At 64.4% G+C, this 12,143-nt stretch carries 12 protein-coding genes; 8 read left to right on the top strand and 4 right to left on the bottom strand.

Annotation, left to right across the window (positions count from 1 at the left end; genetic code table 11):
- Position 1 precedes the first annotated feature (1 nt).
- On the bottom strand, positions 2-943 hold the full coding sequence (gene paaA, locus C491_RS04060) for a 1,2-phenylacetyl-CoA epoxidase subunit PaaA (RefSeq protein ID WP_005553982.1): 942 nt from the start codon (positions 941-943) through the stop codon (positions 2-4).
- Positions 944-1,162: 219 nt separating this feature from the next.
- Between paaA and paaI the strand changes: the two genes are divergently transcribed.
- Positions 1,163-1,561, top strand: a complete 399-nt coding sequence (gene paaI / locus C491_RS04065; RefSeq protein WP_005553983.1) for a hydroxyphenylacetyl-CoA thioesterase PaaI — start codon at positions 1,163-1,165, stop codon at positions 1,559-1,561.
- An 85-nt stretch (positions 1,562-1,646) separates the two neighbouring features.
- On the opposite strand, the gene paaK is transcribed toward paaI, so the two are convergent.
- Positions 1,647-2,933 carry a phenylacetate--CoA ligase PaaK gene (gene paaK, locus C491_RS04070; RefSeq protein ID WP_049891427.1) on the bottom strand — a complete coding sequence of 429 codons (1,287 nt, stop codon included), beginning with the start codon at positions 2,931-2,933 and terminating at the stop codon, positions 1,647-1,649.
- A gap of 99 nt (positions 2,934-3,032) precedes the next feature.
- Between paaK and C491_RS04075 the strand changes: the two genes are divergently transcribed.
- Both C491_RS04075 and C491_RS04080 read left to right on the top strand, forming a co-directional pair.
- Positions 3,033-4,208: a thiolase domain-containing protein gene (locus C491_RS04075; RefSeq protein WP_005553988.1), complete on the top strand. Its 1,176-nt coding sequence runs from the start codon at positions 3,033-3,035 to the stop codon at positions 4,206-4,208.
- A complete protein-coding gene (locus C491_RS04080; protein WP_049891429.1) occupies positions 4,205-5,626 on the top strand; it encodes a zinc ribbon domain-containing protein in 1,422 nt (473 codons plus the stop codon). Before C491_RS04075 ends, C491_RS04080 begins: the two co-directional genes overlap by 4 nt.
- A gap of 22 nt (positions 5,627-5,648) precedes the next feature.
- Here the strand turns inward: C491_RS04080 and C491_RS04085 are convergent, their stop codons facing one another.
- Entirely contained in the window at positions 5,649-6,785 is a 1,137-nt protein-coding gene (locus C491_RS04085) for a thiolase family protein (RefSeq protein ID WP_005553990.1), read from the bottom strand.
- A gap of 321 nt (positions 6,786-7,106) precedes the next feature.
- On the opposite strand from C491_RS04085, the gene C491_RS04090 reads away from it, so the two are divergent.
- From C491_RS04090 to C491_RS04110, 5 genes are all read left to right on the top strand, one after another.
- On the top strand, positions 7,107-7,913 hold the full coding sequence (locus tag C491_RS04090) for an AzlC family ABC transporter permease (RefSeq protein WP_005553991.1): 807 nt from the start codon (positions 7,107-7,109) through the stop codon (positions 7,911-7,913).
- Positions 7,910-8,248, top strand: coding sequence for an AzlD domain-containing protein (locus C491_RS04095; protein WP_005553992.1), 339 nt, complete (start codon positions 7,910-7,912; stop codon positions 8,246-8,248). Before C491_RS04090 ends, C491_RS04095 begins: the two co-directional genes overlap by 4 nt.
- Positions 8,249-8,307: 59 nt before the next feature.
- A complete protein-coding gene (locus C491_RS04100) occupies positions 8,308-9,189 on the top strand; it encodes a 3-hydroxyacyl-CoA dehydrogenase family protein (protein ID WP_049891430.1) in 882 nt (293 codons plus the stop codon).
- The gene (locus C491_RS04105) at positions 9,186-10,031 is read left to right on the top strand and encodes an enoyl-CoA hydratase/isomerase family protein (protein ID WP_005553994.1); all 846 of its coding nucleotides are present in this window, start codon (positions 9,186-9,188) and stop codon (positions 10,029-10,031) included. Before C491_RS04100 ends, C491_RS04105 begins: the two co-directional genes overlap by 4 nt.
- Before the next feature lie 138 nt (positions 10,032-10,169).
- A complete protein-coding gene (locus tag C491_RS04110) occupies positions 10,170-10,628 on the top strand; it encodes a MaoC/PaaZ C-terminal domain-containing protein (RefSeq protein ID WP_005553996.1) in 459 nt (152 codons plus the stop codon).
- A gap of 81 nt (positions 10,629-10,709) precedes the next feature.
- Here the strand turns inward: C491_RS04110 and C491_RS04115 are convergent, their stop codons facing one another.
- A complete protein-coding gene (locus C491_RS04115) occupies positions 10,710-11,579 on the bottom strand; it encodes an amidohydrolase family protein (RefSeq protein WP_005553998.1) in 870 nt (289 codons plus the stop codon).
- Positions 11,580-12,143: the final 564 nt, after the last annotated feature.

Here is a 12,143-nt window from a genome sequence, read left to right on the forward strand (position 1 = left end):
GTCAGTCGGCCGCCTGCGGCGCGTGGCCGCCGGCGGTGGTAGCGTCGTTTTCGATCGTGTCACGGACCCACTGGACCGCGTCCTGTGCGTGTTTCCGGCCGTTGATCTGTCCGAGGCCGGGCTCGTAGTCGTTTTTGGCGATCGTGAAGAACTCGTCCCAGTCGAGGTCACCTTCCTCGACGGCGTAGGTGCCGTCGTCGCGCTCGCGAATCCGGGGTTCGTCGGGGATCTCGAGGCCGTGCTTGCGAGCTTTGGGGATGTACTGGTCGAGGAAGGCGTCCCGAAGTTGGTCGTTGGACTGCTGTTTGAGCCCCACCGAGGCGGCGAAGTCGTGGTGGGTGCTCTTGTCGTCGGTCGGGCCGAAGAACTGGATGATGCGGGGCCACCACTCCTCGAAGGCCTCCTGGGTCATCTGCCGTTCCTTCCGCGAGCCGGTCATCAGCTCCTTGAGGATGTCCTCGCCGTGTTTGACGTGAAATCCCTCCTCGAAGCAGACCTTGTCCATCGCATGGGCGTAGGGCTCCCAGCTGGTCCGTCGCAGCGTCGCCTGTCGGCGCATCGCCGCTCCGTCGACGAAAAACGAGATCATCGGCACGTCGACCCAGCTCTTCAGCGGGTAGTGAAAGCAGTTGAGGAACTTCCCGTCGCCGTTCGCCAGGTCGTCGAGCATCTCCTCGCGCGTTTTGACGCCCAACGACTCGGCGGCACGGTACAGCAGTTGTCCGTGGCCGATCTCGTCCTGGACTTTCGCCGAGAACGCCAGCTTGCGGTCGATGCTCGGCGCCTGCCGGATGAACGGCCGCTCGAGGTAGGCGCCCATGATCTCACTGTTGGCGTGGAACTCGATCATCCGCGTTGCGGCCTCCCGGTACTCCCGCGGCAGGTCGTCCGCGGGGCTGAACTCCCGGGGCCCCGCGCGTTTCGTGACTGCGTCGACGTTCATTACTCTACTGCAGAGTAGATTCCTCCATAGTATTTCACCCCCATATGACGCGGTTTTAAATACTCCCGAAGGCGTCCGTAACAGCCGCTGAAGCCAAAACGGCGTTCTCGGGCGGAAAGACGTCTCAATCCGATCGATCCAGCTCCGGTGGGTTGGCCATACCCCTCGAGGAGTACGACCGCCAGTAGTTTCTTTACTGGTCGGCACACGGGTAGCGGTATGACGTCTATCGACGCCATCAGGGAGCACGTCGAGAACGACCCCTACTGTGAGACGCTCGGTATCGAACTCGTCGCACTCGAGCCCGGATACGCACGCACGGAACTCGCGGTGACCAGTGATCTGACCAACTTCCACGGGACCCCCCACGGCGGAGCCATCTATTCGCTGGCCGATGCGGCGTTTGCCGCCGCATCGAACTCTCACGGCGACACCGCGGTCGCACTCGAGACGAACGTCTCCTATCTCGAGGCCGTCGACGTCGGCAGCGTCCTGACTGCAACCGCCGAAGAGACACACGTCGGCGGCCGAACTGCCGAGTACGAAGTAACCGTTACCGACGAGGCCGACGACCGGGTCGCGACGTTTCGCGGACGCGTCTACGTCCTCAAGCAGTAGTCTCGCAGTCGGAACAGGAGGCGTCGGCCATCGACGGCGACGAGGTCGTCGCTGCCGTCAAAAGAAGGTGCCGTCGCGGTCCCCGTCAGCGGTGATCGTAGACTCGCTTTACCTTCCCGACCTTGGTGCGCTCGATCCCGCCGGGCTCTGCGATCGTCAACGTGTCTGGCGTGAACGACAGCACGTTCTGCAGTCGCGTCATGACTCGATCGCGCAGGTCGTCGACGGAGCCGTCGAACTCCGGTTCGCGCTCGATCGTGACCTCGAGGGTGTCGAGATTGTCCACTCGATCGAGATCGATCCGGTAGTAGGGAGCGACCTCGTCGAACTCGAGGACGACGTCCTCGATCTCGCTCGGATAGAAGTTGACGCCCCGAACGATGACGAGGTCATCGGCGCGACCAGTGACGTTGTCCATCCGGACCATCGTCCGACCACACTCGCAGGTCTCGTAGGTAAGCGACGTCAGATCTCCGGTTCGGTATCGGAGTACGGGCAGGGCTTCCTTCGAGAGCGTAGTGAGAACGAGTTCACCCTCTTCACCCACCGGGAGGGGCTCGCCCGTTTCCGGATCAATAACCTCGGGGAAGAACCTGTCCTCCCAGATGTGGAGCCCGTCCTGGGCCTCGTAGCACTCGTTCGAAACCCCGGGTCCGATGATCTCCGAGAGGCCGTAGATGTCGATCCCGGTCACGTCGAGGCGCTCCTCGATCTCCTCGCGCATCGGGTCGGTACAGGGCTCGGCCCCGAAGATGACTGCACGGAGGGGGAGTTCCTTGATGTCGACGCCCATCTCCTGGGCCGTCTCGGCGAGATACAGCGCGTACGACGGCGTACAGGCGATCGCGTCGCTCTCCAGATCCTCGAGCATCTCGACCTGACGCTGGGTGTTGCCGCCGCCAATCGGAATCACCGTCGCGCCGAGTTCCTCGACTCCGTAGTGGAGACCCAGTCCGCCCGTAAACAGCCCGTAACCGTAGGCGTTCTGGACGGTATCGCCGGCTTCGACTCCTGCCGCCGCGAGGCTGCGGGCGACGACCTCGCTCCAGACCTCGAGGTCGTCTTCGGTGTACGAGACGATCTTCGGTTTCCCGGTCGTTCCCGAGGACGCGTGAATCCGGATGATCTCGTCGTCGTCAACGGCGAAGAGGCCGTCGGGATACTCGTCGCGGAAATCCTCCTTCGTCGTAAACGGGAGTTTCGTGATGTCGTCGACCGTCTCGATGTCCTCGGGTGTGACGCCCTCTTTGTTGAGTTCGTCGCGGTAGTAGTCGACGTTTTCGTAGGCGTTCCGCACAGTCCGGCGGAGTCGATCGTTCTGCAGCTCCCGTAGCTCCTCGCGGGAGGCAGCTTCTATGTCTTTGTGTACCATCCTCAACTACCTCTCTACCGGGATACGGTAAAAAATGATGTGGTATTCTCTCCGCGCCGAGTTCCGAAGCTATATACTAACTCGTGACAAGGCCTCGATATGCGAGACGTCTATGTTATCGGCGCGGGACAGACCCCCTTCGGCTCGTTTCCGGACCGGAGTTATCGAGACCTGTTCGCAGAGGCGTACGGAGCCACCCGTGACAGCGTCGACAGCGGTATCGAGACGGACGAAATCGACGAGGCCGTCGTCGCCACTCTCGGTGTCGGCGGGCGACAGCTCGGCCTCTCGGGCCCGGCGGTAACCGAACACGTCGGCCTCCACAACGTGCCCTGCTCGCGGATTGAGAACGCCTGTGGGGCGGGTGGCTTCGCCGTCCGTCAGGGCGTTCAGGCGATCAAAAGCGGCATGGCCGACGTCGTTCTCGCGGGCGGCTTCGAGGTCATGACCGACCTTTCCGGCGACGTCACGAAGTACTGGCTCGGCGTCTCCGGAGAGACCGAGTGGGAGCGTCTGACCGGAACGACCTTCTCGGGTGTCTACGCCCAGATGGCCAGCGCCTACATGGAAAAGCACGACGCGACCAAAGAGGATCTTTCTCGGGTCGCCGTGAAGAACCACGGCAACGGCGCGAAGAACCCGAAGGCCCACCTCGGCTTTGAGTGCTCACTTGAGGACGCGGTTTCCGCCCCGGCGGTCGCGGACCCGCTCAACCTCTATCACTGCTGTCCGACCTCCGACGGCGCGGCGGCCGTGCTACTGGCTAGCGAGGACGTCGTCGACGAGTACACCGACGAGCGCGTTCGCGTCGCGGGAACCGGCGCGGCCAGCGAGCGTGTCGGACTGGCTCAGCGCGACAGCTACACCGAGATTTCAGCTTCGAGTGAGGCAGCGGACCGCGCGTACGAACGCGCCGGAATCGACCCGGACGATCTCGACTTCGCCGAGGTCCACGACTGCTTCGCGATCGCGGAGCTCATCGCCTACGAGGACCTCGGGTTCTGCGACCGGGGCGAGGCGCCCCGCCTCCTCCGCGAGGGCGTCACCGACCCCGACGGTGACCTCCCGGTCAACACCTCCGGCGGCCTCAAGTCGAAGGGCCATCCCATCGGCGCGACCGGTACCGGCCAGGTCGTCGAGGCGTTCGACCAGCTCACCGGGCGTGCGGGTGACCGCCAGCTCGAGAACCCACGTTACGGACTGACCCACAACGTCGGCGGCAGCGGTGGTGCGGCGGCCGTTCACGTCTTCGAGAACGAGGAGGTGGCGCAATGATGGGACTCGAAAGCGTCGGTGCCTACGCCCCACGGTATCGACTGACCGCCGACGCGGTCACGGACGCCTGGGGACAGTTCCACGGCGCCGGCATCTCCGAGACCGCGGTGCCCGCAGGCGACGAGGATACGCTGACGATGGCCTACGAGGCTGCTTCGCGAGCGCTCGAGGCGGGCGACGTCGATCCTGACGCCGTCTCGCACCTCTTCCTCGGCACGACGACGCCACCCTACGAGGAGGAGGCACTCTCCCCCCGACTCGCTAGCTTCCTCGACCTCGACGACGCCCTCGAGACGCGTCAGTTCGCCGGCAGCACCCGCGCCGGCGTCGACGCGCTCGCGTCGGGACTCGAGGTCGCGGACGGAACGGTGCTCGTCGTCGCGACCGACGCCCCTCGCGGCGCGCACGATGACGAGATCGAACACGCGGGCGGCGCGGGAGCCGCGGCGGTCGTCCTGACGCCCGACGGCGCCGGAACGGTGACCGACCGCGCGGAGCGGGTCAGCCCCTTCCCCGGGACGCGGTTCCGCCCCGCCGGCGAGGCGGAGACGACGGGACTTGGCGTCACGGGCTACGACCGGCGGGCGTTCACGGAGACAGTTACGGCCGCCGCGGACGCCCTCGAGATCGACCTCTCCGCGGTCGACGCGGTCTGCCTGCAGTCGCCGAACGGGAAACTCCCCTACCGCGCCGCCGGGTCGCTCGGCGTCGACTCCGAGACGCTCCAGGCGGGGACCACGGTCCACGACCTCGGCGATACGGGCGCGGCGAGCGTCCTGCTCGGATTTGCGAGCGCGCTCGAGGACGACCACGAAGAACTCGTCCTGCTCGGCTACGGCTCCGGCGGCGGCGCGACCGCGCTGGCCGTCGACGCCGCCGACGTCGCGATCGTGACCGCGCTCGAGGGTGGCGAGACTCTGCGCTACGGCGAGTACCTACGGATGCGCGGCGACGTCACGCCCGGGGAGCCCGACGGCGGCGGCGCGTACGTCAGCGTGCCGAGCTGGAAGCGGACGATCCCGCAGCGCCACCGGCTCGTCGCCGGCCGCTGCGAGGAGTGCGGGTCGCTCGCGTTCCCGCCCGAGGGGGCGTGTCCGGACTGCGGCGCGCTCGAGGGCTACGACGAGGTCGCCCTCCCGGGAACCGGAACCGTAGAGGCGGCGACGGTCATCGGACAGGGTGGCGCACCGCCCGAGTTCGTCGAACAGCAGGCCCGCGAGGGATCGTTCGTCAGTGCCGTTGTCGCACTCGACGGCTCTCGAGACGACGATGGAACCGTTTCGACGCCGACGCAAGTGCTAACTGGCGCCGATGAGACCGTCGAGGTCGGCAACCGCGTCGAAGCCACGATCCGTCGGATCTACACGCAGGAGGGCGTGACCCGGTACGGGTTCAAGATGCAACTCGCGGCGGAGTAGAACAGGAGGAGCGAAGACGCGCTTACGCCCGTTCGAACACTACCGCAACGCCCTGTCCGAACCCGACGCACATCGTCGCCAGGCCGTATCGCCCGTCACGGCGCTCGAGTTCGTGCAGCAGGGTCGTCGCGATGCGTGCGCCCGAGCAGCCGAGCGGGTGGCCGAGCGCGATCGCACCGCCGTTGACGTTCAGTTTCTCGTCGACGATACCGAGTTCGCGCTGACAGTAGAGGCTCTGGGAAGCGAACGCCTCGTTGAGTTCGACGAGATCGAGATCCTCGACGGTGAGGTCGGTTCCCTCGAGTGCGTCGCGGGTCGCGGGTACCGGGCCGGTTCCCATCACGGTGGGGTCGACACCGGCGACGCCGCGCGAGCGAACGCGAGCGAGGGGCTCGAGGTCGTGTTCCTCGGCGTACTCGGCGCTCGTCACGAGCAGTCCGGCCGCGCCGTCGGTCAGCGGCGAGGCGTTGCCGGGGGTGACCGTCGCCTCGTCGTCGTCGGCAAAGACGGTCGGAAGAGCGGCCAGCGTCTCGAGGTCGGTGTCTTCCCGCGGGCCTTCGTCGCGCTCGACGACCCCCTCTGGACTGTCGACGGGAACGATTTCGCGGTCGAACCGACCCTCGTCTCGGGCCGCGACGGCGCGCTCATGAGAGCGAAGCGCGAACGCGTCCTGTTCCTTGCGACCGATGTCGTACTCCCGGGCGACGCGCTCGGCAGTCGCGCCCATCGGGAGGTCGTCGGGATCGTAGCGCTCCTCGATGTCGGGATGGAGCCAGTCCGAGAAGGGGATCCGGCTCATGTGTTCGACTCCGACAACGGGGTAGACGTCGCCATCGCCCGTCTCGACCGCACGAACGGCGTCCACGAGCGTCGTCAGCGAAGAACCACAGAGTCGGGTGGTCGTCGCGCCCGGCACGCTCTCGGGGAAGCCACCCGCGAGCAGCGACTGGCGGGCGAGGTTCCGGCCCTGCTCTTCCTCCTGGTTCGCACAGCCGAGGCGGAAGTCGTCCCATTCCTCGGCTGGGACGCCCGTTCGCTCGACCAGCGCTTCGAGCACGGCGACGACGAGGTCCTCGGGGTAGACATCGGCGAGTCGACCGTCTTTTCGCCCCTGTGGGGTTCGTACTGCATCGACGAGTACGGCCTCAGCTCGGGTCATCGACCGAGAAATCGAACGGTCGATAGTTAAGTTTTGCCTCGTGCACGGTTCTGCGCCGTCGATCCGTGGAACAGTGCATATGGATGATCATTCGATACAGTTTTCAACGAGGACGGTATGCTACGTGATAGGTAACACTCACCACGTGGTAGCGAGTTAGCCGAAACGGCCGATTCGCGCCGACGGACGAGCTGGTCGCCCACCGGACGGGTCGGTTCCAGTACTGCAGTAGTGTCGACGCTACCGACCCCACGTTACACGGCACCCAGGGCGCTACTCATCCGGAGGCCGATCGGATCGGAACCCTCTCTCGAGGTCAGGATGTCAGGAAACGAAACCGCATCGGCGGGACAAGACGAGCCCGCCGATTCAGACGCACGCACCGCTCTCGAACAGAACCCGCAGGGACAGCAGCTGCTGTCACGACTACTGCACGTCGATTTCCGGGCAGGAGCCCGCGACTCAATCGGAATCCTGTTGGGACTCATCCCGTTCGCGCTCGTGTTCGGGATCGCCGCCGACGGCGCGGGGTTATCGATCCTCCAGACGGTTGTGATGTCTGCAGGAATCTTCGCGGGCACCGCACAGCTCGTCATGGTCGAGTTGGTGGCTACGAACGCGGGGCTCGCGATCATCGTCCTCACCGGACTCGTCATCAACCTCCGGATGCTCATGTACTCGGCCTCCATCGCGCCGCATTTCACCGAGTACGGAAAACGAACGCGGGCGTATCTCGCGTACTTCCTCACCGACCACGTCTACGCGGTGTCGATCGGGGAGTACGCCAACGAGTCCCGTGATCGAGACAAGCGCCTGTACTACCTCGGGCTCGGGGTGAGCATCTGGCTCGTCTGGGTCATCACGACGGTGATCGGGTACGTCCTCGGAGCCGGCATCCCGGCCTCGCTGAACCTTCAGTTCGCGATCCCGCTCGTCTTCCTCGCGATTCTCGTGCCGGCTATCGACGCGTATCCCCAGCTCGTCGCCGCGCTCACGAGCGCGCTCGTCGCGATCGCCGCGGCGCTCGCCGTCTCCCAGACCGGGCTCCCAGAGGGTGCTGATCTGCTCATCGCCGCGGGCGTCGGGATCGGTGCCGGCGTCGCGGCCGAGGAGGTGATGGACCGATGAACGGGTACTCGATGCTCAGTATCTGGGGCGTTATCGTCGCGATCGCCGTCGCCACCTACCTCATTCGGTTGTCGTTCATCCACCTGTTCGGTCGGGTCAACCAGGTTCCCAGAAGGGTCAAACGCTTCCTGAAGTTCGTTCCCGCAGCGGTGCTGGCGGCGCTCGTCGCCCCCCAGCTCGTTACGCCGAGTGCGGCGGTCACCGAGATGGTCCTCGACGAGCGCCTGCTTGCGGGTGCCGTCGCCGCCGGCGTCGCGTGGTGGCGGGGTGATATTCTGTTGACGATCATCTCCGGGATGGTCGCCCTCTGGACGTTCCAGTTCCTTCTCTTCTGAATGGTGTCGGGTTTCGGGAACGGAAACGGCTTTGACCCGCCTCGTTCTATGCGTCGCGTATGCGAGTCGCAGTACTTGGAGCTGGCACGATGGGCCACGGGATCGCACAGGTAACCGCAATGGCGGGTCACGACGTCGTCGTCCGGGATATCGAGACGGAGTACGTCGAGGACGGGCTCGAGTCGATCGATTCGAACCTCGAGGGCGGCATCGAACGCGAGAAGGTCACCCGCAAGGAGGCCGACGCGGCGCTCGAGCGTCTCTCGGGAACGACGGATCTCGGCGAGGCGGTCGAGGGGGTCGACCTCGTCGTCGAGGCCGTTCCCGAAGACGTCGACCTGAAGAAAGGAACGATGGAAGACGTCGAAGAGCTGGTCGACGACGAGACGGTGATCGCGACGAACACCTCGTCGCTGTCGGTCACGGAGATCGCAAGCGCCGCGGAACGCGACGGTCGCGTCATCGGCCTTCACTTTTTTAATCCCGTCCACATCATGCAGCTCGTCGAGATCGTCGTCGCCGAACAGACCAGCGAGGAAACCCTCGAGTTCGCCCGGGAGTTCGTCGAGGATATCGGGAAGACCCCCGTCGAGGTCACCGACTCGCCCGGCTTTGCGTCCTCTCGGCTCGGCGTCGCCCTCGGCGTCGAGGCGATCCGGATGGTCGAAGAAGGCGTCGCCGACCCGCGGGACATCGACGCCGCGATGGAGCTCGGCTACAACCACCCGATGGGACCGATCGAACTCGGCGACGTCGTCGGACTCGACGTTCGCCTCGACATCCTCGAGTACCTCCGCGAGGAATTCGGCGAGCGATTCCGACCGCCCCAGGCGCTCAAGCGGAAGGTCCGTGCGGGTAAGCTGGGCAAGAAGACCGGTGAGGGGTTCTACGTCTGGGAGGACGGCGAGATCGTCGGCGTCAGCGGGGAGGTGGACGAATGAGCCTTCCCGAAAGTCCCGTCGACGGGACCGAAGCGATCGACAAGGTCGCCACGGACTGCGAGACGATCCACGCCAGCGTCGGCGACCGCGTTCCCGGCGTCGCGACGGTCACTCTCGATCGACCAGATGCGCGAAACGCGCTGAACGCACAGGTTCGGGCCGAACTGAAGGACGTCCTCGCGGCGGTCGCCGACAGCGACGTCCGGGTCGTCGTCCTCACCGGCGCGGACGAGGCCAAGGCGTTCGTCGCCGGCGCCGACGTCGGCGAGTTCCGCGACCGGAGCGCTCTGGACCAGCGCGAGGCCTCGAGCCGCCCGCGGGTGTACGAGGTCGTCGACGACCTGCCCCAGCCCGTCATCGGTCGACTCAACGGGCACGCGCTAGGCGGCGGTTGCGAACTTGCCCAGGCCTGTGACGTCCGCATCGCCCACGAGCGCGCGAAGATTGGCCAGCCCGAGATCAATCTCGGCATCATGCCCGGGGGTGGCGGCACCCAACGCCTCCCTCGACTCGTCGGCGAAGGACAGGCGATGCGGTTAATCCTTTCTGGCGAACTGATCGACGCCGAGGAGGCCCACGAGATCGGTCTCGTCGACGGGGTCTGTGCGGATTCGGAGGCGCTCGACGAGGAGGTCTACGACCTCGCCGAGGCGATGGCCTCGAAGAGCCCCGTTGCGCTCGAGTTCGCAAAGAAGTCGGTGAAGGCGGCCTCGCGGATGGATCTCGAGCAGGGGATCGAGTACGAGGCGGAGCTGTTCGCCCAGCTGTTCGCCACCGAGGACAAAGACGAGGGGATCGACGCGTTCTTCGAGGATCGCGATCCCGAGTGGAACGGTCGATAACGTCTTGATTCTGGCCGATTCAGCCCGGCTCGGCCGAGACTGTTCGGCGGCGGAACGGACGGTGAGCTGGCGATACCTCGCGGACGAACTGGCGCTCGAAGGAAAACGTATATATTACACTTTCATGAACAACAGACCATGGCATACAGTTACGAGCCACACCACTTCGAGGAGTTCGAAGAGGGCCAGGAGTTCGAAAGCGTCGGTCGAACCGTGACGGAATCCGATTTCATGATGCACTCGGCGCTCGCCGGCGACTGGACGGAACTACACACCAACAAGGAGTACGCGGAGGAGGGACCGTTCGACGGCCGGATCGCTCACGGCCCGATGACGTTCGTCCAGGCGACGGGCTTCGTCTACCGCACCGGTATCGTCGAGCGCACGGCGTACGCGTTCCTCGGCATGAACTACATGGACCTCCCGAACCCAGTGTACATCGGCGACACGCTCTCGCTCGACATCGAGGTCACCGAGAAGAAAGACGTCGACCACGACGACGCCGGCATCGTCGTCCTCGATACGGTGATGACCAACCAGGACGACACCGTCGTCCTCGAGGGCGACATGAAGTTCCTGATCAAGCGCAAGGAGTAACGGCGAGGACGTCCAGCCGCCCTCTCGGTCGCGTGTAACCGGTTTCGAGACGGGGACTCAAGAGACGCCACCGAAGGTGGATTACAGTTCGAGGAACTCTTCGGCGTTCTCCCAGAGGATTCGTCGCTGTAGCTCCTCGTCGAACCCCAACTCTGCGAACTGCTCGAGCCAGCGTCCCGGCTCGAGCATGGGATAATCAGTCCCGAACATCACTTTCTCGGAGAGGAGGGTTTTGGCGTAGTGGAGCACCTGGTCGTCGATGTACTTCGGCATCCACCCGGAGAGATCCATGTAGACGTTACCTTTCTGCTGGCAAATCGCGAGCTGTTCTTTTTCCCAGGGGTAGGCAGGGTGGGCGATGAGGATCTGGAGGTCGGGGTAGTTCGCGGCGACGTCGTCGATCAGCATCGGGTTGCCGTACTTGATCTTCAGTCCGCGACCGCCCGGCGAGCACGCGCCGAGCGTGGAGTTTCCGCCGTGGAAGACGACAGGAACGTCGAGATCCTCGATCGTCGCCCACAGCTCTTCGTGTTCGGGAGCGGAGGGATCGAACCCCTGTGCAATCTGCTGGAACTTGAACCCGGAGAGATCTAGGTCCTCAACACACCGGGTCGCCTCCTCGACGCAGTCGTCTTTAAGCGGGTCGACCGATCCGAACCCGATGAAGAAGTCCGAGTACTCGTCGCGAACCTCGGCGACGTAGTCGTTGGGAACGGGTGGATTCCCCGTGTTCGTCTCCGCGTCCCAGCCGAGCAACACGGCCCGACCCACGCCGGCCTCGTGGTATTGCTCGATCATGTTCTCGTAGGTATCTGTCTCGAGATCGGCACCGAACCGATCGGCAGCGTCTTTCATCATCTGCCCGCCGGCGTCGTGAAGGAACTCGCTGGTCGGCTGGTGAGCGTGCGTGTCGATTGCGCGCGGCTCGTCGGCAGGGATAGTCGGGCCCATACGGTAGCCGTTCGTGCCGACGGTACATATGTGTGATTGATGATCGAATTGAGAACGGGAGGAGAACGGACTGAACCTCGAGTGAGGGGACACTTATACTGCTCGTATCGATACCCGTCGGGAGAAGGTCTCCCCCCTCCGCGGATCCGCAGAAGGAACCAGACATCCACACTCTAATAGCAATAATATTATGATATCGCTAAGCTACCAGTCTCAAATAGTGTCGGGGCGAGCTCGGTCTGGACGAGCGGATATGAGTGTGAAACCAGCATTTCGGGTTTTGATACCGTTCTAATGCGCTTTTCGATAGATACGGGCTACCCGAACGTACGGAACGGAACTCAGACGAGGAAACCGACTTTGGATAGCGACAACTCCCACTTGTGGTCTTTTCAGGCGTTCAGTGGCCTGTTTGAAGAGCAGGCTGATTAATGGGACCGACGAGTCTCGTTCGCCCTCGGAGAGAGGTGTAATATTCTAGTGTAGATATTATATTTGTTAGACCGATGGCTGAGGATCGAGACGAGAGTGCTATCGACGCGTGGGATCGAGCCAACGTACCTC

This window comes from Natronococcus amylolyticus DSM 10524, from assembly GCF_000337675.1.
GTDB lineage: Archaea > Halobacteriota > Halobacteria > Halobacteriales > Natrialbaceae > Natronococcus > Natronococcus amylolyticus.

What these genes read in the sequence shown, in the direction of transcription:
- C491_RS04100 (WP_049891430.1), top strand. Translation starts at nt 8,308, where the DNA reads ATGCGAGTCGCAGTACTTGGAGCTGGCACGATGGGCCACGGGATCGCA.
- C491_RS04080 (WP_049891429.1), top strand. Translation starts at nt 4,205, where the DNA reads ATGATGGGACTCGAAAGCGTCGGTGCCTACGCCCCACGGTATCGACTG.
- C491_RS04075 (WP_005553988.1), top strand. Translation starts at nt 3,033, where the DNA reads ATGCGAGACGTCTATGTTATCGGCGCGGGACAGACCCCCTTCGGCTCG.
- C491_RS04095 (WP_005553992.1), top strand. Translation starts at nt 7,910, where the DNA reads ATGAACGGGTACTCGATGCTCAGTATCTGGGGCGTTATCGTCGCGATC.
- C491_RS04085 (WP_005553990.1), bottom strand. Translation starts at nt 6,785, where the DNA reads ATGACCCGAGCTGAGGCCGTACTCGTCGATGCAGTACGAACCCCACAG.
- C491_RS04090 (WP_005553991.1), top strand. Translation starts at nt 7,107, where the DNA reads ATGTCAGGAAACGAAACCGCATCGGCGGGACAAGACGAGCCCGCCGAT.
- paaK (WP_049891427.1), bottom strand. Translation starts at nt 2,933, where the DNA reads ATGGTACACAAAGACATAGAAGCTGCCTCCCGCGAGGAGCTACGGGAG.
- paaA (WP_005553982.1), bottom strand. Translation starts at nt 943, where the DNA reads ATGAACGTCGACGCAGTCACGAAACGCGCGGGGCCCCGGGAGTTCAGC.
- C491_RS04110 (WP_005553996.1), top strand. Translation starts at nt 10,170, where the DNA reads ATGGCATACAGTTACGAGCCACACCACTTCGAGGAGTTCGAAGAGGGC.
- C491_RS04105 (WP_005553994.1), top strand. Translation starts at nt 9,186, where the DNA reads ATGAGCCTTCCCGAAAGTCCCGTCGACGGGACCGAAGCGATCGACAAG.
- paaI (WP_005553983.1), top strand. Translation starts at nt 1,163, where the DNA reads ATGACGTCTATCGACGCCATCAGGGAGCACGTCGAGAACGACCCCTAC.
- C491_RS04115 (WP_005553998.1), bottom strand. Translation starts at nt 11,579, where the DNA reads ATGGGCCCGACTATCCCTGCCGACGAGCCGCGCGCAATCGACACGCAC.